Genomic DNA, 23,335 nt, shown 5'->3' with positions numbered 1-23,335 from the left:
TTTATCGTTTGGGTTATTGATGGTTGTAAGTTCCGTGTTATTGAAAGGTGTGTTCCGTACCCTTGTCCCAATCGTTTACGGAAGCTTTGGCGGCCATGCTTTGCGTATATATAATGTTGAGCGTAGTGGTTTTGCCTGCTTCCAGTACAATTGACGGGGGAGTGTTTGCATCGGCATCGGCTTCGTCGAACACAACGATGTCCTTCACGGTTCCGTCGGGTTCCTTTATGCTGAACGCCAACCGGCGGAGCGCTCCGGTAGAGCCGTGCTTGTATGGCAGCAACAGGTAATCCTTTTGAAGGACGGACGTTCCGGGTATAAGGGCGGGTGGGGTTGCTTCGTCCTGGTAATCGGAGATGACGGATGTCCCTGCGTCCGGACTGTCGGACGTGATATCGCCTGTCTGCAAATCCATGGTTCCCTTTTGTCCCTCACGGGTGATGAAGCCGATGCTTTGCAATACGGGATATGATTCGGCGGTATATTCGGGGCGATTGGTGGATATGTTGAGGCATAGCCGTGCCAGGGCATGTTTCAAGGAGACGGGAATGCCTGCCGCGGTTGCCGCCGCTTTCTTGCTGCCTTTTATTTCGCCGGTGTAAAGGTAGTCCGTCGCTTCATTCGCTTCCAGAGCAGCGGTGACGGGAATGGATACTTTGCCATGCCCGTCTGTGGCGGCTTCCGTGGTATAAGGATAGTAACCGTACAGGTAGAGCGTATCTTTCCGGGCGGGGTAGTACACTTTCGTTCCTTCCGGCTGCAAATTCAGTTGCCCGTCCTCTGCATACAGGTATGGAAGATTCTGTAAGTATGGGGTGCTGAAATTACTGTCTCTCATGAGGAACATGCCTATTTTATCTCCTGTATTCAGGGCGGTGCCTTCAATGACATTCCGGCTGACAGTAGCCTCTACGGTGCATACCGATGCTTTCAGCCGCACTTCCACAGCCCTCTCCTCGCCGGGAAGAGGGACTGTGGCAGTATCGGCGTCGCATCCTGCCAGTAGCAGGAGTGCGAGACTGAAGAGGTACGATATGTTTTTCTTTTTACTCATTACACAGTTTTTGTTTTTCGTGCGGGTACGTTCCGCTTTTACTCGATGGGTACGTCTACGGGATCACCGCCCGGTTTCCATGTGGCCAAAGTGGCGGTGGCGTTGATTTGCTGGGTGGCGTAGATGCCGATACGCACGTTGTAGTAATAGCCGGCATAGAATAATTTGTCGGTTTTATTCAAATCGGCAGAGGGAGTGGGGGCATTGACGGGGATGTCGTGCACAATCAGGTCTTGGGGCACTCCGCCGGCGTCAGGAGCCATGATGGTAACGTCCATCAGGAATTGTTCCATATCCGGTTTCACCATCAGATAGCCTTGCACCAACGGGGCTGGGCTTGATACGCCGCCAAGCGTGTATTGTCCGTTCTCGTATTTCTGGACGTAAATGTCTTTGGGAACTTCGGCTGTTCCGTCGGCATTCTCGTTTGTGAAAGCGATATTTCCGTTGCCGTCGTCGGTGGCTTCCCTCATCAGCAGGGAACCGTTGTCGGTAAAGGTCAGCTTGCCGGTCAGAATGTTGAGGGTGGCGGTTCTACCGTGGTATTTGATGGTGATGTTTTTCACTTTCATGTTTTGAACGGCGGTTCTGTCCGCTTCGGACTGGTCGCTTGCGGGAATCACGGAGAAACGCAGTTGTGCCAGCCGGTGCTCGAAGTTGATGTTGGGTATCCACGGGTAGTCCGACTTATCGTGGGGTGTTTTATTCAGCTCAAAGTGATACTTTAACTGGCGGATGTACCGGGCATTGTAGCCGGTCAGCTCGGTATCGTTTGTTACGCCGTCTTTCAGGTAGATGGAGCCGGGAGCTATCGGGGCGGCAGCGGCGTTTTTCCAGATGATGTCTTGCGAGCCGTCGAATTTGGTAAAACTTATTTCCGGTTTTGCGGCACTGATGGTTTGGTCGGCTTGATAGGGGGCGTAGCCGTAGAAAGTATAGTCGTATTTCTTCTGCATCGGATAGTAGTAGACACCGTTTGCGGCATTATCTTTATATAATGTAATCTTCTGCGCCTTGTCGTTTTCCAAGCCATCCGGCTTTTCGTCCGTACCGCCTTGTTGAGGCCAGGCGGTTACAGCTGCCTGTACGTTGTTCAACAGAATGCCGTAATTGTCCGTGTCGCCCCATGCGGCTGTTCGGTTGGCATCGGTAATGACGGTGTTGTTTGTAGCGTCATTGGTAGCAAGGGCGAAGATTCCTAATTGGGTGGTAGCTCCGTCGGTGTCATCGTACAGTTTGTCCAGCGGAGCGCGTGTTACGCCTACGCTGGCTCCTATGCGGGATTCTATTCCCCCTAATTGAATGATGAGGCGTCCGTCCGGCGACTCGAAGTCGCTGTCGGTAACAGGTTGCTCTATTACGATATCCTCGTTTTGCGAGCAGGCTGTCATGCAAAGGGCGGCCGCCAGAATCCATAAGTTCTTTTTCATGATTGTAGTGAGTAATTGGTTAAACATATCGTTCTTCTCTGATGTTCCCCGGATGGTATTTCTCGTACCATGCTTGGGTATTCGTTATACCAACGGGTGGTACTTCCCGTACCACGCTTTGGTATTGCAAGTACCAACGGTTGGTATTTAGTGTACCACCCGTTGGTAGTTGGATTGTGTCAAGGGATGTCTCCGTTAGAGGGGTAGGCTCTTATTTTCCGTCCTCAATGTCGGCATCAATGTCACCACCATTTTCCCATGCGGTCAGGACAGCGGTAACTTCAATCTTTTCGAAGCCGTAGATGGTAATGTATACGTTATAAGAAGCGCCGGGCTTGAATTCTTTTGTGTCGGCTGAAATTTTAGCTTCTTCAATGGTTAACTTGTTATCCGCTTTTTCAACTTCTTTGTATGAAATCGTATTACCGTTTGTTTCATCTTGAGTATCTTCTACATATTGCTTGAGGTCTATGGATAATTCAATATCTCCATTTGGGAAAAACATTACGGGTTCACCGACTTGAGTTCCTTTGGCATCAGGATCAGTTGATGCATCCGGAATATTTGAATCACCATAAGGATACTTAGGTACTACCGGAGTTATCAAACCTTTTGTGGGATCCAGCTTATTGTTATTGGCAGCATCTTTGCTGCATACTACAAAGTCAGCAGCACCGGCTCCGTTTCTTGTAGAAACAGGAGTGGTAAGATCCATATCAATAACATTCGCCATATCCTTTAGAGTGATTTTAGTAACTTGCATACCAAGAGTTTTAGCGGCAGCATCGTTACTTTTACGTTCTGTCCAGCCTCCTTGGTATTCATATCCTGCTGCACTTTGGCTACCAGCTCTTACAAAGAATTTCAGGCGTGCCAATTGGTGCTCGAATTTCAAGACAGGAACAATACCTTTACGGGCTGTACGAGCACCGAATTGGTAGTTCATTAGTTCAGACCATTCAGCGGTTAGCGTAGTGGCTATATCTTTATAGAAGCTTCCATCTGTTTGGGCGTCATTTGCAGTCATGTCTATGGTTTTAGCTGCCAATAAATCTTGAGTACCATTGATCGTAACACCTGTTACTTTCTTCTCTGTTGCTGTAATATTTGGAGTGGCATTTTCTGCATCATCAATATGGTAACCATAGAATGTATATTGACCGTTGGTAGGGTAATATTTATATTGAATTACACCGTTGTCTGTATCTTCTGTATAGCTTTTATAGATTCTGATGCTACCTTTATCTTGGGCATCAGCTTTGGGTGCTCTGAACTGAAGAACGTCATTGTCAAGAATCTTGGTTTTTGCTCCATCGGCTCCTTCTTCAGCTTCTAAACCTGTAGCTCTATCTACCATGTAGATGTACAGTTTTTGGCTGTTCCATGTGTTTTGGTCACCCGCTACATCGCCTACAGAACCTGTACCTCTGGTACTGACGGTAGCAGTGGGTACGTCTACGCCCAGTGCAATTACTGCCTTGTCATTGTTCTCTTCCGGATTACCATTACCCGGATCATTGTCCTTTGAACAGCTGCTCATTACTGCAAGAGCCATTGCTGCATAGAAAAATTGCTTTTTCATAATCATTTAAAATTTAATTAATAAAAGAAAATATATAAATCTCTGTTTGTCTCACTTTTATTCTTCTCCTATCTCTATATCCCCGCCGTTCACCCACGAGGCAGCCTGTACGTTCAGTTTTATATCCTGCGGCCCGTATATGTAGGCGCTGATGCTGTATTCGCGTCCGCCCATAAATCCACTGGAGAGGTAGGCGCCGTTCTCGTCTTTGTTGTACACCGCATCCTTTAAATCATAGCTGAAAGTCGTGGCGTAGGGTTCGCTTGCAGTGTCGTTGGGATAATACACCGTGCTGATTAGGAGTTTGGCATTGTTGCCCGGCGGTAGCAGGAATATGCCGCCGTCTGTCGCCGGGCGCTGGTTTACTTCCTTGTTTGCGTCTTCTTCTTTCACCTGCATAGGGTAGAGGGAGTTCCCGTCGGCGTCGGTCCAGGGAATTTCTTTCCCATCGGCGTCGCGTGCAGGTATTTTGCCCCGTTCTCCGTCTGCCGGGAAGTAGACGCCTATGTTTGCGGGGTCTGATGCCGCTACCGTGAAAACGCCCTTGTTGACGCATTCTATCCAGACACCCGTAATGTAAACGATGTCTTCCGTGCTTTTACTCGCGGGGTAGAATTTCAGCTTGACGTACGACAGTTGATGCTTCATGCGGATGATAGGCCAGATATTTCGGCGTGCCGTGTAGGTGCCGTAGTAACAACTGCGCATCAGTTGACGTTCGTCAGCGCCAAGCTGTTTCAGCCGGTCAGCCTGCTCGCTGTAATCGGCGGCGATTTTCCGGCCGTTCTCCACATCCTCTATCAGCGTTTTCAGGTCGGAAGCCGCGGCGCACATCAGGTCTTGCGAACCGTCTACCGTGACATCGAAGCAGATACGGTCTGCTTCACGCTTTACTTCGCCCGTTTTTGCATTGTCGTAGTAATAGGCGAAGAAGTTGAAAGCGTCGAATTCTTCCTGCAAGTTATAATAGGGAATGTAGCCGGAGCTTTTCCAATTGATGAACGAGCCGTTTCCGGCATAGGCTGCCCGTTTGCCGTGCAGCTTGCATTGTTCGGCGGTAAGTCCCAGCGTGGCGCACTCTTCGGCGGAGATTTCGTCCAGGCTGCCGTCGATAAGGCAATAACGGCGGTCGGCATCCTCCGCCCGCCGATGGGCATAGGTCATGCCGTTGGGGTTGTCGCGCCGGAAAGCGTATACAAAGAATGTTCCGTCGGATATGCGTTGGCCGAAATTCGTTTCGTCCGTGGGGTTCAGCACTCCCGAACCGCGCGTCAGTACATTATATATAGGGTCGCTGAAGGCTACCATGACGGGCAGTTGTGTCCGGTCGCCCTCGTTGTCCTGATGATTCGGGTCGTAAAGCGATTCGTCACCGGTGTACAGATTACCGCAACTGGCAACAAGCAGCAACATACACCATAGGGGCAGGACAAGCATATGCCGGCGTTTCCGCTTATGTATCTTATTACTATATGTCAGGCGTTTCATGGTTATATCTCTATTATTATGTCGTCATCCGGATTGGAAGGGTCGTGAGGCTGCCATCCCATACCGGTGTCGTTGGGTACTATCTTATCGGCCTTTATCACCAAAGGAGTTGTTATCTCGATGTTCACGTCTTCTTTGCTGTAACGCAGGTAGGTCTTGCCGTCGCGCACTTCGATAAGCTGTGCCGCGGTCAGCTCGTCATAAGGATTGATGGCGCCGTAGATGTAACGGCTGTTCTTGACGGGATTGCCGTCCGCATCCAGTACCGGTGCTCCGGCGGCGTCCAACTGGGGAGTGGACACCTGCAAGGCCACTTGTAAGATGCCCGGCCCGTTGAGATGCCCTTTGGCCGCGCTGGGGATGATGCCGAGGGTATGGAAATGGACTGCGCATCGGTAAGTGCCTTCGCCGGTTTGCGTAAATTCGTCCGGTTGCACCTGATGTACCGTCCGGTATAGGCGGGTGGTGTCCAAACAGGCGTCGGAGATGTTGAAGCGTCCGCAAGTTCCGGACAGTTCGATGATGGGCGCGGAGAGGTCTTCCTTTTTGATATTTCCCTCGGTGCGGATGTTGAAGATGATATTGATGCGCTGGCTGATACGTTGCATATCGAATTCCATAACGGTGGGTTGCCCGGTTTGGATGTTTATATTCTTTTGTACCGCATAGAAGATGGGGGACTTTACCTCCTTGAGGTACTCGTCGTCGGGATTGAAGTCGGGCAGGTCGTTGCCCTCTACGATACCGGGCTTCTCGTCGCCCATGCTGCTGATTTGCAGATACAGGTCTTTTACGCTTATCCGGTTGTCGTGGATGTAATTGTCCAGATTGTCTATGCTGATGATGGGAGTGGGCTTCGTTTCATCCGTTTGTACGGGGGTGTCTGCATACTGCTCGTTGATAACGAATATGTTGTACTCGCCGCCGCGCAGGTAAAAAGAGGAAGCGGCGGTTACGGCTGTTCCGCTGTCGGAAGAGCTTTGTTGCAGGGTGATATTATTGTCTGTTGCAGGGTCTGCGGATGTGTCTACGATGCCGTGGGTACGCCAGGTGTTTATGATGCGGCTTGCCACGATGTGCATCTCTGCCGGAATCTCATCTTTGCTGATGTCGCCCCAGTTGAGGCGTACCCGCATGTCGGTGATATGCGGGTGTTCCGCTTCCGGACAGAGGTCTACCGAGGTGCAGGCGGACATGCAGCACAGCAGGCTGAGGACAAGATATGTCAGTGTCTTGTTCTTCATCCTTCATCCTCCTTCCTTGCAGCTTCACCGGAGGCATCTCCTTTTTCCTCTTTGACGGCCGCGGCTTCCGGCTTTCCGTCCTTTTTCTTCTTTTTCCCGGAGTCTTTCTTGTTTTTCCTCTCTTTCTTCTCTTGGGCGGACTGCTTTGCCTCTCTGGCGGCGCGTTTGCCGAGCTTGGTGGAATCTTGCGTTTCGGCTTTCCGCTTCAATTGTTCTTCACGTACTTTCAGCGCCTTGCGCAGGGTCTTTTCCTGTTCGGAAGTAAGCGTGTCGCTCAGTTGTATGCCCAGGGAGTCGGCCACCTGTTTGCGCAGCTTGTCGGTGGCTTCTTTTGCGGCAAGTTCTTTGCGCTCTTGCTGCATCAGCTTCCATTGTTTCAGTTCTTCCTTACCGAGCAGGCTGTCCGGACGGCTGAAACCCTGTTTCCGTATCGCGTTGTTGATGGAGTCGATACGCTCGCGCATCTTATTTATCTTTTCATTGAGCGCCTGACGGGCGAAGTCGCGCAACTGTACACGGCGGTAGACCGATTCTTTGTACTTGCTGCCCGCCGACATGAACCGGTAGACGAAAGCTACGCGCAAATCCGTTATCAGGGGGAACGGTACGATGTGCCCGCCCTTGCATTTCTCCGCTATGCGAGGGTAGCAGCCGCTCTCCGCATCATGGGTGTAAACATCGTACGAGGTATAAAGCAGTCCGGCGGAACCGCCTAATTCCAGGTCGATGTAATTATTGCGGTAACCGTAGAGCGGAGCGGTATAGCCCACGCTGATGCCGGCTCCGTAAGCGTTACCCTGCCTGCCTTCCTTGCCGATTTTGAAGTTGTAGCTGGCGGCGTTGACGTATACGCCCCAGTAGTAAGCGCGTTCCTGGCGGGGATTCTTGCGTTGCGTGGTGAATACGGTTTCCTTGAGGCGTGTCATCAGATTGGCGTCTTTGGTGATGCCGCCTCTTTTACGGGTACGAAAATACTGCCGCCACTCTACCCGTGCGTCGAATACATTGAAAATAAGGGATGGGGTGTACTTTTGCGAGGTATTCCAATTCCACTTTATATTGGCGCCTATGGTGTGTTTGTTTCGGATAGTGTTGCCTAAGTCGAATTCCACGCCAATATTGGGGACGGTCAATAACCAGTCGACAGCATTCGTCTTGATACCCCAGCGGTCTTTGAAAGATATCAATTCTGCTTTCGCATCGTCTTTCTTGCCGCGTTGTACCTGAGCATGGGTGCTATTCAAAGTTATTGATATAAGAAAACACACTACAATCCTTCTGGATAAAAAAAAGTAGCGCTTTTTTTTATGCTCTTGTGATAAAATCACTTTCTTTTTAAAATGTTATTTGTTTGTTTGCGGCATCAAAAATATATACTAAGAACGTAAAAACAAAGTTTTTTGTTAACTTTCTTTCATTAACGGGGGCTTTTCCGGTGCGATATGCCTAAAAACCGTTTGGATTGCATAATTTTATAATGTTTTTCCGTGATGCGGGTGAGTATGATATAAAGAAAAGAAGGTGTAAATTCTGTTTGAGAGAACTTACACCTTCTTACCTGAAAAATTATTTTTACTTTCCTTTATGCCTGTTCGCGCGTTTCTTGCGAATTTCGGCTTTCATTTTCGCCGCACCGGAACCATGCAGTCCGGTGATATAGGTTTTCTTTTTGGCTTTGGTCTTGACCTTGTTGTCTTCTTTAGGCTTGTCTTTCTTGCCTTTGAAAACAATACCGCCCATCATTGCTTCTTCTATACTCACGTTGTTGATGTATTAAGTATTAATGTAAAATCGGGGTATATCGCATACTTACCTGGCCGGTAGTATCTCAATCCAGTAATCGTCAGGGTCATTGATGAAATATAACCCCATCGCGGTATTCTCGAAACACACCCAGCCGTTTTCTTTGTGGTATTGGCGGATCGCCTCGTAGTCTCCGGCTACGCGGAAACAAAGGTGGCTTTCATTCTCGCCCAGCTCGTAGGCTTGGGGATGTTCTTTCAGGCAGGTCAGTTCCAAAAGGAAGCCTGTGCTGCCGTCGGTGAGGTAAACCAGCGTGAAAGAGCCGTCCGACGACTCTTTCCGGTGATGTTCTTTCAGTCCCAACGCTTTTTCGTAGAAAGCGATACTGCGTTCCAGATTGGTGACGTTTATATTAAAATGGTCAAATTTGCTTTTTATTTCCACTGCTGTTACTTATTTAGGTTTACATTATCGGTTCATTTGATTTTCGCTTTCAGGATTTCGCCTATGTATGTGCGCGGCATGCCTTCTATCGGAGCTTGTGACGGAACTTTCTTGCATTCCAGAATAACGGAAGGCTCTGTCTGCCCGTTGGGGTAGAAGCGTACGGTATAGTTCCCGGCCGCTTCCATCTGTTCGTAAGGCTGTTCCGGTGACAGGATGGTGAAGATTACCGGCTTGTCGCCTGCTATCTTGCCTAACGAGCCGCCGGCATTGGCGGTCATCATGGTCATGTTGAAAGGTTCCTCGCCAATCACGATAACCAGTTTGCCGTTTCCGGTTTGGATGGCGTTGGCGGGTATGGCGTTCGGCGCAACTTCCTTATAGGCGTTCGGCGCAACCTGCGCATTCGTTTGAGGTGCGGTCACCGTAACCGGTACCGTAGCGGTTTGGGGAGTCTCTACCGTTACCTGCGTCTTGGGAGTAATCACCGTTGTGCCGGAGTTGACGAGTGCTTTTGTCTCTTTCTGTTTCTGTTCCTCTTTCTTTTCCTCTGCCGGAGCTTTGGCAACAGTGGCGCTTAGAGCCTCGGTCACGCCCACGCAAAGGTCATCTACAAAATCCACCGTCTTTCTGCGCCATTTGGCAAGGCCGCGCACCAGTTTGGTTTTGGACTTGTTCAGTGCGTACTTATCGGTAATCCACTCTTCGGCGGTATATTTTTCTTTCCCTTCGCGGTAGTTGAAACGTATCTTCTCCACCTCAAAGATGCATTTCTCCGGCTGGCAGGTAACGGTGAGCTGGTAAAGTATTTTGGTTCTGTCCAGTGACAATGCCGTGGAGCTGAACACAATCCATTCGTCGCCCATGCCCACAATCTGCCCTTTCTCCTTGTCGGAAAAAACCACGCGGCTGTTATTCTCATTCTTCGCCAAACGCGCGTCCATCCACTTCAGCAGACGGGAATAGATTGTATCTTGAGACATGCCGGGAATGCTGAAATCTTTGGTAAATACCACTTTGCCGTCCACTTCCGGAACGGCGCCGGCCAGATATTTGCTGTCGTCCCTTTGCGCGTGCAGCAAGGCGGGCATGCAAAGGCAGAACAGTGCAACAAGAACTTGTGTCAAATTTTTCATAATGCTATGTTTTATTTAGTAATGTCAAAACTCTCACCCCGGCGGGAGATTGTAAGGAAACGGCAACCTTCGCTTTCGGCAAAAGTACGGAATGCGTTGCCGCCCTGATAATCTTCACTGAAGTGCATAGGTGCAAATATAGTGGTTTTTATTCGTTCCACGAATTGTTCCGCACCGCGCATATAATCTTTTCCGATGCGGCTGTCCACCGGAAACATGGCTACATCTACCTGAGGAGCCTTTTGTCGCAGGTTTTTCACTTCTGCAAGAAAGTCACCTTCGGCTTTGCGTATTTCCTGGGGAGTGGATTCTTCACTCCAATGCCAGTTGTTCAAATCGCCGGCATGGAACAGGCGGACGCCCTGTAAGTCTATCAGGAAGGAGATGCCTACATCGGTGGAGCCGAAGGCTTCGATACGGATATGCCCGTCCTCGCAGACGTCGCCTTTATTGATATAGGTGGCGTCTTCCGCCGTTGCACGCCGGTGTTTCAGAATATCTTTGGAGAAGATATACCGGATATCGGGGCGTTCTTCCTTCCATGAAAGAACTTCGCGGTTGAAGTGGTCGGGGTGGAAATGCGAGGAGAGTACGTAGAGTATCCCCGGTTTCTTTAACAGACGGTCGTGTACGATTCCCCGGTTCGGCTCCTCTTCCGAGGAGTCTTTGTAGTAATCGATAATGACCGTCACTCCGTCCGCTTCAATCGCGAAGCCGCTATGGTAGATATAATCAAGTTTCATTGTACGGATTCAATTATAGCGCAATATTACAAAAAACGCTACACAAACTTCCGGTTTAGCTGTTATTTTATGCAAAAGTCTTACATGGGGACTTCAATCAGCAGGATATGCGAATCTTTCAGAGTTTCCAACTCAAAGCTGCCGGTTTCGTATACTCCCATACCGTCGCGACGGGACAGTATCGTGCCGTCTACCTTTATTTCGCCTTCTATGAGGAAGATGTACACTCCGGCGTGCGACTGGTGCAGGTGATAGCCCAGCTTCTTTCCGGCCTCGACTTCTCCGATGGAGAACCATGTCTGTTGCAGCAGCTTGGCGGGAGCATTCCCGTCGGGAGATACGATGAGCGCAAGCTCGTTCTTGTGCAGATAGGGGCGGATGTCATAATCTTGATAGGCGGGCGGGGTATTCAGTTTTTCGGGCATTACCCAGATTTGGAGAAATTCCACCGGTTCGGTATCGCTTCCGTTCATTTCGCTGTGGTAGATACCTGTACCGGCACTCATGGTCTGAATATCGCCTGTGGTGATGGTACGGCTGTTTTGCTTGCTGTCGCCATGTTTCAGCTTACCTTTCAGGGGGATGGAGATAATCTCCATATTCTTATGCGGGTGGGTGCCAAAGCCTTTGCCCGGAGCTATCCGGTCGTCGTTCAGTACACGCAGGGCGCCGAAGTTCATGCGACGGGGATTGTAATACTCGTCAAAACTGAATGTATGGTGGCTGTCGAGCCAGTCATATAAAGAATGTCCACGGCTTTCGGCTTTGTCTATTACTTTTTTCATAATCTTTCTTTTTAGTGATTTATCTGTATGTAACAAGCAATCGTGCCGGAAAGTTTGAGCCGTGGATGATTAATGTTCCATAAATGGCTTTTTACAGTTTTACTTCGTTCTCCAGTTTCTTGTGTTCCATGAAGTCCTTTATATTCATCAGGGTAGTGGATGCGATATTGGCAAGGGCTTCACGGGTGAAAAATGCCTGGTGGGAAGTTACGATTACATTATTGAATGACAGCAGGCGCGCCAGCGTATCGTCATCGATAATCTTGTCCGACTGGTCTTCGTAGAAATATTCGCTTTCTTCCTCGTACACGTCCAGTCCGGCAGAGCCGATTCTCTTGTTTTTCAGCCCTTCTATCAAGGCGTTGGTGTGGATAAGCTGTCCTCGGCCGGTATTGATAATCATTACGCCGTCTTTCATTTTACTGATAGAGTAGTCATTAATCAGGTATTTGGTCTGCTCTGTGAGCGGGCAGTGCAGGGAGATGATATCCGAATTGTGATACAATTCATCCAGTGTGGTATATACTACCTGATGCTCACGGGCGAAATTGTAGTCGGGATACAGGTCGTAGGCAAGGATATTCATGCCGAAACCGCGCAGGATGGTGATTAACTTTTTGGCGATCTTGCCTGTGCCGATGATGCCGGCCGTTTTGCCATACATATCGAATCCCAAAAGACCGTGCAGGGAGAAGTTGCCGTCACGCGTACGCCAGGTGGCACGGGGTATTTTCCGGTTAAGGGAGAGCATGAGGGCAACGGTGTATTCCGCCACCGCATAAGGGGAGTAGGCGGGAACACGTACGACGGTAATACCGTTTTCCGCCGCTGCTTTCAGGTCTACATTATTATATCCGGCGCAGCGCAGGGCAAGGAGCTTCACTCCGTTTGCCGCCATTTGCCGGATGACTTCCGCGTCGGCCGTATCGTTTACAAAGATACACACCGCGTCCACACTTTGTGTCAGTATCACGTTATTCAGGTTGAGATGCCCCTTATAATAACGGAGTTCAAAACCGTATTCACTGTTTTTTTCATTGAATGAAGCCTCATCGTAAGGCTTGCTGCCGAAGAATGCAATAGTATATGCCATGAGTTTTTAAGTTTTTAGAATATTTCGCTTATTACCGATATAAATAACACATATAAAGATAATAAGGTTCAGGACAGGTTCATCACAGTTCGATGAAAAGATAACCTATATAGAAATACATTCAAATAACCGTAAGGTTTTGATGTACAGTTAAATCAAAAGAGTAACTTTGCAAATAAACAAAAGAAGACTATGGCTGAAAATACAGAAATGAAAGGGAATGATAACTTGGCGGATAACTTTCGTGGTTATGCGGCATTGCTTCGCAAAATCAAGCAAAGGGTACTGATTGCACAGCAACGGGTGATTTATGCAGCCAATGAGGAAATGCTTCGGATGTATTGGGACGTTGGTGAAATGTTACAGCAAAGTCAAGATGATGAAGGTTGGGGTAAGAAAACTTTGCAGCGGTTGTCTGTGGATTTGAAGAACGATTATTCCGAAATAAAAGGATTTACTGTGCGCAATATGCAATATATGGTGCAGTTCTTCAACGAATATAATCAAGAACTTACGATGGTGAAAGGAACTGCTTCTCCAATTACGAAATCAGTGATTTCGCAATTAGACGAATATAATTTTACTCTTCCCATCAAGTATCTGGATTGGACGCATAATCTTGTTCTGATAAAGCAGGTCAAGGATATTCGCGCACGGTATTGGTATATGGTGCAAAGCATTACCAATCATTGGACGACACGCTATCTGCAAGAAGCCATCAGACTTGATGATTACGGCAAGCATGGAGCGTTGGCAAACAATTTCACTGAAACCCTGCCTGCACCGGAAGCGGACGATGTAAAATCCATGCTCAAAGACCCATATATATTCGATATGCTGACTTTCACCGACCACTACAATGAGCGTGATGTGGAAATCGGTTTGGTGAAGCATGTAGAGAAATTCCTCGTGGAAATGGGAGCCGGTTTTGCCTTTATGGGTCGGCAGTATCACATAGAGGTGTCGGGTGATGATTATTATATCGACATATTGATGTATAATGCGTTTCTGCACAGATATTTGGTGATTGAATTAAAAGATACCGAGTTCATACCGGAGTATATCGGCAAATTGAATTTCTACTGTTCCGCTGTGGATGATATTCTTTGCCGTGAGGGAGATAACCGGACTATCGGACTGCTGCTTTGCAAGAGCAAAGACCGTATCAAGGCTGAATATGCCTTGCGTGATATCCAAAAAACAATCGGAATTTCCGACTATGAGTTGGGACAAGCCTTGCCGAAAGACTTCCGAGGCAGCCTGCCTACGATTGAAGAAATCGAAAAAGAATTAGAAATAAACAGATAATGAATACGATGTGCTTACACATCATTGATTAATAATCGGTTGTAAACACTTCTTTTCCCTTTCGGGAGATTAATGATTTAGCATGCCTTACTTATATCGTTCCGGCATGGGGTAAGTTTTATTCCACCATGGAGAAAGTTTCGTTCCACCATGATGGAACGAAACTTACCCCGTGGTGGAATGATTTAAGATTAGCGGTCTTTTCCTTTCATTATGGAAACGCTGTTCGCTGAATTATGGCAGTGATAAATCAAGGAGTATCTCACCCTATATTGAGTATCTGCTTAAATGTTTCAATAGAAACTATTGATTTTTTCAATTAATTTCTTTACTTGTTATAAATTAAATGCACAAAACAGTTTTTCATGTGCAATATTATTGTACCTTTGCGCCCGAAAACAATAAAAAAGATTTAGATGAGAAAAATTTCATTGATTAGCATTGCGATGCTAATCGTTTCAATTCCAACTTTTGCGGGAGGTCTCCTGACAAATACAAATCAACACCCTGCTTTTCTTCGTATGTTATCCCGTGGTGCAAATACTACCGGTGTGGATGCGGCTTTGTCCAATCCTGCGGGTCTGGCCTTTTTGCCGAAAGACGGATTTTATACGTCCTTGAGTATTCAGAGTGCGTTCCAAACAAGAAATATCGATGCTTCATGCGAGGCTTTGGGCTTGGATAAGTATTACGAGGGTAAGGCGTCGGCGCCTGTTATCCCCAGCGTCTTTGCGGCTTATAAAAAAGGTGATTGGACTATCTCCGGTTTCTTCGGTATCACCGGTGGCGGTGGAAAAGCTTCGTTTGACGACGGTCTTTCCATGTTCGATGCCATGGTAATAGGCGGATTGGGTCAACAAGGCATTCCGGGTAATGCCTATTCGCTGAACAGCTATATGGACGGCAAGCAGTACATTTATTCCGTACAGCTGGGTTTGACTTATAAAATAACGGATTGGCTTTCCGCTTTTGCGGGCGGGCGCATGAACTACTTTACCGGTGGTTATAAGGGTGCGTTGAATGCCAGCGCCGCCGTCAATCTGCCTTTGCCTGCCGGGGGAGCGATACCCGTTGGTACCGAGCTTATCGGCATCGACCTGGATTGCAGCCAGACCGGTTGGGGATTTACTCCGGTTATCGGCTTGGACGCTAAGTTCGGCAAACTGACTATTGGCGCTAAATACGAGTTCAAAGCCAACCTGAACATCGAAAATAATACCAAACTGAACTCATTACGCATGGTAGGCGCTCCCGAAAGCGAGTTGGAAGCTTACAAACATGGTGTAAATACTCCGAACGATATTCCCGCCATGCTTTCGGTAGCCGCTGCTTATGAGTTCCTTCCCGTGCTGCGCGCATCGGTGGAGTACCACTTCTACGATGACAAGAACGCGGGTATGGCCGACGGCAAACAGAAATACCTGACAAAAGGCACGAACGAGTATCTGGCAGGTATAGAATGGGATGTAATCAAAAGACTGACCCTGAGCGGCGGTGTACAGTTCACCGATTACGGCTTGTCCGATAACTACCAGACCGATACCAGCTTCTCCTGCGATTCTTACTCTTTGGGTATAGGCGCAAAATTGCAGCTTTCGGAAAGAGCCGACTTGAATGTGGGCTATATGTGGACCAACTATGAAGATTATACAAAGACCACTCAAAACTACAACGGTTTAGGCTTGCCCGGTACCAACGTGTACAGCCGCACCAACAAAGTTTTCGGTCTGAGCATCGACTATCGCTTCTGATATTTCATAATCCAACCTTTATATATGGAAGAAGGGGATGTCCGTTACGGATACATCCCCTTCTTCGTTTTTATACAGATTAGAAAGAGTCTTGCGCCAATCAGAAAGAATATTGCACCAGCAGGTTCATACGGTTGGCATGATTGGTGGAATCATCGAAATTCGTACGCCATCCGCGCAGGTATTCCGCACCCACCTGCATATTGGGAGTGACATTCCAAAACAGGTTCGCTACGAAATATTGTCCATAGCGGTACGTAGACGGTTCGTTGGCGGGATATCCGTTTTCAGAATAAAGGCGTGACATGCTGTATGTGCTTGAGAGGAACACCTTCGGACTGATATTATATTGCAATCCCGCATACCAGCCCAGCATCGGCAACGCCTGCATCTTCCCCTCTTTGTCGGGATCGGGAACGATGTCCACGTTCAGGTTGCTGATATCATTCAGGTATTGTCCGATGCCTTTTCCGTAGGTGGCCTGTCCGAATACCTGCCATTGCCTGCCTACATTGAAAGTGGCGGATGCCTGTACGCCGAATCCGGTAACGGCATGCGCCTTGTCGCTCAGCGTGCTGGTGTACGTCATGCTGCGGATAAGTCCGCCCACACGCAAGTGGCTTTTGCTGTTCCAGCCGTACTGTGCGTAAGCGGTGAAATCCGGCATACGCTGTTGCGCGATGTCAAGCCCGCTGTCGGTCGTACCGTCTACGGAAGGTACTTCGACGGAAGCGTTGAAACGGAAGTTTTTCAGCCCCTTGTAGGTATATGCCACTTGGGTGGCACGGTAAAAGGTGGCTCCGTTGGGACCCTGGAAGTCGATAGTGGAAGGCAGTGCCCCCAAGTCCATGAAACCGCCATAGGTATAGCCTACCGTTACGTCACGAAAAGACACGTAGGCATTGCGCAGTTGGAAGCCTTTGTTGGAACCGTCCCGGAAGTTACCGGCGGTGTACACGATGAAGTCGCCGAGAATCTTGGTATGCCCCACCAGCTTCAGGAAGATGGTGGAAGTGCTGGCATCCATTTGAAACTGGTTCTTGATTTTGCTTCCACCAGGGATATAGGCGGGGATAAAGTCGATGTTGTCGACGATGCCGCCGAAATCATACTCCGCCGTAGCGCGTACATAGCCACCGATACCCAGGGCGAACTTGCCTTTTCTGTCCGTCAGCAGGAAGCGGGGAGCTTGCGGTTCATGGATGTAAGGCAGTTGCGACTCATTCATGATGCGGATTATCTCATCGCCCGCCTTGTCTATGGTGACCAGTACGACACCTTTGGGAGACTCGTCTTCGATAATCACTTTTTTTTGCGCGTGGGCTGCAACTGCCGACAGTCCTGCGCCGCACAGCAGAAACATTACTTTTAAGATTGTTTTCATTTAAGTTAGGTTTTGGTGAATGTGCTTTGAACAACTTAAATTTAAAATGGTTTTGCGGTCACCGAAAGAAAGCGTATCTTTGCGCCCGATTTAACAAGAGTGAAATCATAAACTGAAATGTATGATGCCGCGAATAGCGGTCGTGTATTCTAGAACACCACGTAAAAAACAGGAATATGAAGCAAAAAGTATCTGTACCCTTTATGCTGCTGGGCATTCTGTTCAATGTCTGTTTGATAGCGGCTAATCTCCTTGAAACAAAAGTCATTCAGGTTTTCGGCATAACCGTTACCGCCGGACTGTTAGTGTTTCCCGTCTCTTATATCATCAACGACTGCATTGCCGAGGTGTGGGGCTTTCGTAAGGCGCGCCTGATTATCTGGAGCGGCTTCGCCATGAACTTCTTTGTGGTGATGCTGGGGCTGATTGCCGTGGCCTTGCCTGCCGCTCCTTTTTGGGAAGGAGCGCCTCATTTCAACTTCGTTTTCGGCATGGCGCCGCGTATTGTCGTTGCAAGCTTGTCGGCATTTCTGGTAGGTTCGTTTCTCAACGCCTATGTGATGAGCCGCATGAAAGTGGCGAGCGGCGGGCGTCATTTTTCGGCACGCGCCATCTGGTCTACGGTGGTGGGCGAGACAGCCGATTCGCTGATATTCTTTCCGGTAGCCTTTGGCGGCATTATCGCATGGCAGGAATTGCTGGTGATGATGTGCATTCAGATAGTACTGAAATCCCTGTATGAGGTAATGATTCTTCCGGTGACAATCCGGGTGGTGAAAGCCATTAAAAGGATAGACGGAAGTGATGTCTATGATGAGGGAATCTCTTATAAAGTGTGGAAAATCACTGAAATCTGACATCAAGTGTGGAAGGGGTTGTGCCTGAAAAAATTATCAAGTGTATTTTGACGCAACTTCCGACTACTGTTCTTATAAATAATAGCAATCATGAATAAAGAAGCAGCATTAGTCGTATTCAGCGGTGGGCAGGATTCGACAACCTGCCTGTTCTGGGCAAAGCGTGAGTTTAAGAAAGTGTACGCGTTGAGCTTCCTGTATGGGCAGAAACACCGGAAGGAAGTGGAGCTGGCGCGGGAAATAGCGCGTAAAGCGGAAGTGGAGTTTGAAGTGATGGATGTTTCTTTCATTGGCCGGTTGGGGCATAATTCGTTGACAGACCCCGGTATGGTGATGGATAAGGAAAAGCCGGCAGACGGTGTTCCGAACACTTTTGTGCCGGGACGTAACTTGTTCTTCCTGAGCATTGCCGCTGTCTATGCACGCGAGAAAGGCATCGATCATATCGTGACGGGTGTGTCGCAAACGGATTTCAGCGGTTATCCCGATTGCCGGGACGCGTTTATCAAGTCGCTCAACGTAACGCTCAACCTTGCCATGGACGGGCAGTTTGTACTGCACACCCCGCTGATGTGGATAGATAAAGCCGAAACGTGGGCATTGGCGGATGAGTTGGGAGTACTCGACCTGATTCGTCACGAAACACTGACTTGCTACAATGGCATACCCGGTGACGGTTGCGGACACTGCCCGGCCTGCAAGCTGCGTAGAGAAGGATTGGAAAAGTATTTGGCGGGTAAGCGATAACCTCTTTTAATCTCTGGAAAATGAATTGAAATCAATTAAGTAAACAGATACGCTCTGAATGATAGATAGCCCTGATATAAACTAAATTTCAACTACTTGATAATATGACCGAATTAAAAGACCAGCTTTCCTTATTGGGAAGAAAAACGGAGTATAAGCAGGATTATGCCCCCGAAGTATTGGAAGCGTTTGACAATAAGCATCCCGGTAATGATTATTGGGTGCGTTTCAACTGTCCGGAGTTCACCAGCCTTTGCCCCATAACGGGACAGCCGGATTTCGCGGAAATCCGTATCAGCTACATCCCCGATGTGAAAATGGTGGAGAGCAAAAGCCTGAAACTCTATCTTTTCAGTTTCCGTAATCATGGCGCTTTCCACGAGGATTGCGTAAATATTATAATGAAAGACCTCATTCGTCTGATGAATCCCAAGTACATTGAGGTTACGGGAATCTTCACCCCGCGCGGCGGCATATCCATTTACCCGTACGCAAACTACGGACGTCCCGGAACGAAATACGAACGAATGGCTGAACACCGCTTGATGAACCGCGAATGAAATAATGGAATATACCTATCAATAGCGATTGCGGGTATGATACTTTCTTAGAATAGCGTTGATGTAATTACCTAAAACAAGTGATTGTGCGGTGTTCTTTTTCTGATGATCTTTGCATCGGTATTAGTAACAACTTAATAATCATTTCAAATTGAAAACAGTTATATCAAACCTACTCCTTTTCTTCCTGTCTGCGTGTGCATTTTCTGCATACGCGCAGAAGCCGGGTAAAACGATGATTTCCGGTAAAATCCTGTCTACGGAGAAAGAAGTCGTGGATTTTGCGACAGTCTACTTGAAAGGGACCGGTTACGGGGGGATAACCAATCACGAAGGTATTTATCATGTGAGTGCGCCTGCGGGTGACTATACGCTGGTAGTGTCGGCTGTCGGCTATAAAACCGTAGAGAAAGCGGTGACGCTGCTCAGAGGGCAAAGGGTGAAACAGAATATCACAATCACTCCCGAAACCCAGCAACTGGATGAAGTAACGGTAGTGTCAACGGGCGTAAGCCGCATCAAGCGGTCGGCATTCAATGCTGTGGCGGTGGATACGAAAGAGCTGCAGAACACCACGAAGAACCTGAGTGACGCACTGACCAAAGCGCCGGGCATGAAATTGCGCGAGTCGGGCGGGGTAGGTTCGGACATGCAGCTCATGCTGGACGGCTTCAGCGGGAAACACGTAAAGGTGTTTATCGACGGTGTTCCGCAGGAAGGTGTCGGAAGCTCGTTCGGGCTGAACAATATCCCGGTGAATTTTGCCGACCGTATCGAAGTGTATAAAGGCGTAGTGCCTGTGGGCTTCGGAACGGATGCTATCGGCGGAGTTATCAATATCGTTACGAACAAGAAACGCCGCCGCTGGTTTCTGGATGCGTCCTACTCTTACGGTTCGTTCAATACGCATAAATCCAACGTAAACTTCGGGCAGACCTTTAAGAACGGTTTTACGTACGAAATCAATGCGTTCCAGAATTATTCGGACAATGACTATCACATCGACGCTCCGGTGGAAGACTTTGAAACGGGCCGGATAGACCGTGACAAGAAAGTACGCGTAAAGCGTTTCAACGATACCTACCATAATGAGGCGATTATCGGCAAGGTGGGCGTTATCGACAAGAAGTGGGCCGACCGTCTGATGTTCGGTTTCACCTATTCCAATATGTACCAGGATATACAGACCGGTGTGCGTCAGGACATAGTGTACGGACAGAAGCACCGCAAGGGACACTCGCTGATGCCCTCGCTGGAGTATAACAAGCGCAACCTGTTTGCGAAAGGGCTGGATGTGGTGCTGACCGTGAACTATAACAAGAACCTGACGACAAACGTGGACACTGCTTCCTATAAGTACAACTGGTACGGAGACAGGAAACCGCTGAACTCTCCCGGCGAGCAGTCTTACCAGCACTCGCGTGCCGATAACAACAACTGGAATGGTACGTTTACGGCCAACTACCGTCTCGGGAAGATGCACATGCTGACGTTCAATCACGTGTTGAATGCTTTCAGCCGTTCCAATACTTCGTTGCTCGCCAAAGAAGAGCAGTCGGATGCCATCGCCAAGGAAACCCGCAAGAACATCTCCGGTCTTTCTTACCGCCTGATGCCGTCCGAAACCTGGAACTTATCCGTATTCGGTAAGTATTACAATCAATTTGTTGCCGGACCGGTGGCTACCAATACCAACCAGGACGACTATGTGCGTACCACCCGCAGCGTAAGTTCCATAGGGTATGGAGCGGCGGGCACTTACTTCATCCTGCCGGGGCTGCAAGCCAAACTGTCCTACGAAAAAGCCTACCGTCTGCCTACTATCGAAGAAATGTTCGGTAACGAAGACTTGGAAATGGGAGACATCGGCATCCGTCCGGAGAACAGCGATAACATCAATCTGAACCTGAGCTATAATAAGACTTTCGGCAAGCATTCCGTATATGTGGAAGGCGGATTGGTGTACCGTAACACCAAAGACTATATCCAGCGCAACATCACCGACCTGAGCGGCGGTAAATCCGCGGCCACTTATATAAACTACGGAAAGGTGCTGACGAAAGGATATAACATCTCCGCCCGTTACGGCTTTGGCAAATGGGTGAGCGTGGGCGGTAACTTTACGCAGATGAACGTACGCGATAATATGAAAACGTCCATATCCGGCAGCGCGGAAAATATAGCCTATAAGGAACGCATGCCCAACCTGCCGTATATCTTTGCCGATTCCGACGTGACATTCTACTGGCGCGACCTCGGGAAAAAGGGAAATGCGCTGACCGTATCCTACGACAATCAGTACTTGCATAGCTTTACCTATTATTCTTCCAAAATCGGTTCGAATAAAGGCGACTATGTGGTTCCCAACCAGTTCTCACACAACCTGAGCCTTTCTTACAGTCTCCACGGCGGACGCTACAACCTGTCGTTCGAGTGCCGGAACTTCACGGATGAGAAACTGTACGATAACTTCAGTCTGCAGAAAGCCGGACGGGCATTTTATGGGAAGGTACGCGTATACTTCGGTAATTAAGCTGATAAATAAATCAATAACGATTAGTATAATATAATAAGGTAAAAACATCATGAAAAAGAATTTCTTTTTAGCCGGACTTTTCGCAACCGCGATGACAGGACTGGCATTGACATCTTGTACGGATACGGAAGTGCCGGGCGGCGGAAACAATAATGAGACCAAAGGCGATTTTGTGGTCGCTGCCTCTGTCACGGCCTCTGGTAATACGACTAACGTCTTGCTGACTTCCAAGACTTTGGACGAAGGCTCTGTTTCTACCGTCAACAACGGACTTGTCAACGACGGCGCTTCCCAATGGGTGTTCTATAAGGATCAGTATCTCTATGGACTGACTTATAATCAGGGTAATGCCGGAACTACCCGTTCTTATATCATGAACTCCGCCAACGAAGTGCAGGCGCGCTCGGGAGAGTTCGCCGTCAAGAGATTCACCACTTACGGCATCTACGACAAGTATATCATCACCGCCTCTACCGGCGATGGCCCTACGGAGTATGCCGATGACAAGCAGTATCTGCCTAAAATGTTCTTACTCTCTTATCTGGATGTAGCGGCCGAAACGTTCAAAACCAATGATACGAAAGTAAAAGCCTATATGTCCGAGAACTTCCTGGGCAACGGTGAGTTCGTGACATTGGCGGGCATTCTGGAACATAACAAAAAGATATACAGCGCAGCCGTTCCCATGGGGTTGAGCCAGTATGGCGCTGCCGTAGACGGCGGTAAGTATATATTGCCGGGTAACGAGACGTTGGTAAAGACCGAAGACGGCGGTTCCAACAGCAGTGCTTACAAGAAAGGTGAGTTGCAGTGGACGCAGTACCCCAACGAGTGTTGGGTGGCAATTTTTGATGATGCCGCCATGACGACAAAGAAGCTCATCAAGACAGACAAAATCAGTTATGCCTGCGGCCGCTTCAAATCCCAGTATTACCAGACTATCTGGGAAGCTGACAACGGTGATATTTACGTATTCTCTCCAAGTTATGCCAAGACCATGAGCGATGTCCGCCAGCGGACAACCTTGCCGGCGGGTGTGGTACGCATCCCTGACGGCCAGGAAGACTTCGACAGCTATTACTGTGACTTGGAGGAGCAAAGCGGCGGAAAATCCTTCCTGCGTTGCTGGCATATTGCGGACGACTATTTCCTGCTGCTGATGTACGACCGTCCTCTGACGGAAACAGGCTTTGAGGCCAAAGAGCTGGCTGTCTTTAAAGCTGGAAGCAAGAAACTTACGTATGTCACCGGCCTTCCGTCGGCAGACTTGATTTCCGGTTTCGGCAACACCCCGTATACGGAAAACGGCTATGCCTATATGGCTGTGACAACTACCGACGGGCATCCGGCTGTTTATAAGATAGACCCGTCCAGCGCTACTGCCACGAAAGGTGTCACGGTAGAGGCTACGCAGATTACAGGTATCGGTAAGCTGAGCCCTCTTAATTAA

General features: G+C 48.6%; 20 protein-coding genes. 7 read left to right on the top strand and 13 right to left on the bottom strand.

Annotated elements, in window-relative coordinates:
* Positions 1–37: 37 nt before the first annotated feature.
* From I2F54_RS13280 to I2F54_RS13225, 12 genes are all read right to left on the bottom strand, one after another.
* Positions 38–1,054: a fimbrillin family protein gene (locus tag I2F54_RS13280; RefSeq protein ID WP_195501434.1), complete on the bottom strand. Its 1,017-nt coding sequence runs from the start codon at positions 1,052–1,054 to the stop codon at positions 38–40.
* Positions 1,055–1,092: 38 nt separating this feature from the next.
* On the bottom strand, positions 1,093–2,484 hold the full coding sequence (locus I2F54_RS13275) for a fimbrillin family protein (protein WP_229097193.1): 1,392 nt from the start codon (positions 2,482–2,484) through the stop codon (positions 1,093–1,095).
* A gap of 211 nt (positions 2,485–2,695) precedes the next feature.
* Positions 2,696–4,066: a fimbrillin family protein gene (locus I2F54_RS13270; RefSeq protein ID WP_229097192.1), complete on the bottom strand. Its 1,371-nt coding sequence runs from the start codon at positions 4,064–4,066 to the stop codon at positions 2,696–2,698.
* Between the two features lie 57 nt (positions 4,067–4,123).
* On the bottom strand, positions 4,124–5,554 hold the full coding sequence (locus I2F54_RS13265) for a hypothetical protein (protein ID WP_229097191.1): 1,431 nt from the start codon (positions 5,552–5,554) through the stop codon (positions 4,124–4,126).
* A 2-nt stretch (positions 5,555–5,556) separates the two neighbouring features.
* Positions 5,557–6,798, bottom strand: coding sequence for a hypothetical protein (locus tag I2F54_RS13260; RefSeq protein ID WP_148360379.1), 1,242 nt, complete (start codon positions 6,796–6,798; stop codon positions 5,557–5,559).
* A complete protein-coding gene (locus tag I2F54_RS13255) occupies positions 6,795–8,126 on the bottom strand; it encodes a DUF3575 domain-containing protein (RefSeq protein WP_009121571.1) in 1,332 nt (443 codons plus the stop codon). Before I2F54_RS13255 ends, I2F54_RS13260 begins: the two co-directional genes overlap by 4 nt.
* Positions 8,127–8,370: 244 nt before the next feature.
* Positions 8,371–8,559, bottom strand: a complete 189-nt coding sequence (locus I2F54_RS13250; RefSeq protein WP_009121572.1) for a hypothetical protein — start codon at positions 8,557–8,559, stop codon at positions 8,371–8,373.
* A 48-nt stretch (positions 8,560–8,607) separates the two neighbouring features.
* Positions 8,608–8,985, bottom strand: a complete 378-nt coding sequence (locus I2F54_RS13245) for a VOC family protein (protein WP_022219658.1) — start codon at positions 8,983–8,985, stop codon at positions 8,608–8,610.
* 32 nt (positions 8,986–9,017) lie between these two features.
* A complete protein-coding gene (locus tag I2F54_RS13240) occupies positions 9,018–10,121 on the bottom strand; it encodes a DUF4468 domain-containing protein (protein ID WP_118047425.1) in 1,104 nt (367 codons plus the stop codon).
* Between the two features lie 11 nt (positions 10,122–10,132).
* Positions 10,133–10,864: an MBL fold metallo-hydrolase gene (locus I2F54_RS13235; RefSeq protein ID WP_129618138.1), complete on the bottom strand. Its 732-nt coding sequence runs from the start codon at positions 10,862–10,864 to the stop codon at positions 10,133–10,135.
* 80 nt (positions 10,865–10,944) lie between these two features.
* Entirely contained in the window at positions 10,945–11,649 is a 705-nt protein-coding gene (locus I2F54_RS13230) for a pirin family protein (protein WP_195501431.1), read from the bottom strand.
* A 91-nt stretch (positions 11,650–11,740) separates the two neighbouring features.
* Positions 11,741–12,742 (bottom strand): 2-hydroxyacid dehydrogenase, encoded by a 1,002-nt coding sequence (locus I2F54_RS13225; RefSeq protein WP_195501430.1) that lies wholly within the window; start codon positions 12,740–12,742, stop codon positions 11,741–11,743.
* Positions 12,743–12,934: 192 nt separating this feature from the next.
* Between I2F54_RS13225 and I2F54_RS13220 the strand changes: the two genes are divergently transcribed.
* Both I2F54_RS13220 and I2F54_RS13215 read left to right on the top strand, forming a co-directional pair.
* The gene (locus tag I2F54_RS13220) at positions 12,935–14,050 is read left to right on the top strand and encodes a PDDEXK nuclease domain-containing protein (protein ID WP_195501429.1); all 1,116 of its coding nucleotides are present in this window, start codon (positions 12,935–12,937) and stop codon (positions 14,048–14,050) included.
* A gap of 416 nt (positions 14,051–14,466) precedes the next feature.
* Positions 14,467–15,801 carry an OmpP1/FadL family transporter gene (locus tag I2F54_RS13215; RefSeq protein ID WP_022219663.1) on the top strand — a complete coding sequence of 445 codons (1,335 nt, stop codon included), beginning with the start codon at positions 14,467–14,469 and terminating at the stop codon, positions 15,799–15,801.
* Between the two features lie 100 nt (positions 15,802–15,901).
* On the opposite strand, the gene I2F54_RS13210 is transcribed toward I2F54_RS13215, so the two are convergent.
* The gene (locus tag I2F54_RS13210; protein ID WP_009121580.1) at positions 15,902–17,185 is read right to left on the bottom strand and encodes a DcaP family trimeric outer membrane transporter; all 1,284 of its coding nucleotides are present in this window, start codon (positions 17,183–17,185) and stop codon (positions 15,902–15,904) included.
* A gap of 176 nt (positions 17,186–17,361) precedes the next feature.
* On the opposite strand from I2F54_RS13210, the gene I2F54_RS13205 reads away from it, so the two are divergent.
* From I2F54_RS13205 to I2F54_RS13185, 5 genes are all read left to right on the top strand, one after another.
* A complete protein-coding gene (locus I2F54_RS13205; protein ID WP_009121581.1) occupies positions 17,362–18,042 on the top strand; it encodes a queuosine precursor transporter in 681 nt (226 codons plus the stop codon).
* Positions 18,043–18,132: 90 nt separating this feature from the next.
* Positions 18,133–18,789 (top strand): 7-cyano-7-deazaguanine synthase QueC, encoded by a 657-nt coding sequence (queC, locus tag I2F54_RS13200; protein WP_022219665.1) that lies wholly within the window; start codon positions 18,133–18,135, stop codon positions 18,787–18,789.
* A 104-nt stretch (positions 18,790–18,893) separates the two neighbouring features.
* Entirely contained in the window at positions 18,894–19,349 is a 456-nt protein-coding gene (gene queF / locus I2F54_RS13195; RefSeq protein ID WP_009121583.1) for a preQ(1) synthase, read from the top strand.
* A 235-nt stretch (positions 19,350–19,584) separates the two neighbouring features.
* On the top strand, positions 19,585–21,882 hold the full coding sequence (locus tag I2F54_RS13190; protein ID WP_229097198.1) for a TonB-dependent receptor: 2,298 nt from the start codon (positions 19,585–19,587) through the stop codon (positions 21,880–21,882).
* 52 nt (positions 21,883–21,934) lie between these two features.
* A complete protein-coding gene (locus tag I2F54_RS13185) occupies positions 21,935–23,335 on the top strand; it encodes a DUF4374 domain-containing protein (protein ID WP_009121585.1) in 1,401 nt (466 codons plus the stop codon).

Source organism: Bacteroides clarus, assembly GCF_015555825.1.
GTDB lineage: Bacteria > Bacteroidota > Bacteroidia > Bacteroidales > Bacteroidaceae > Bacteroides > Bacteroides clarus.
Note: the sequence above shows the minus strand (reverse complement) of the source record. Positions and strands in the feature narration are given on the sequence as shown.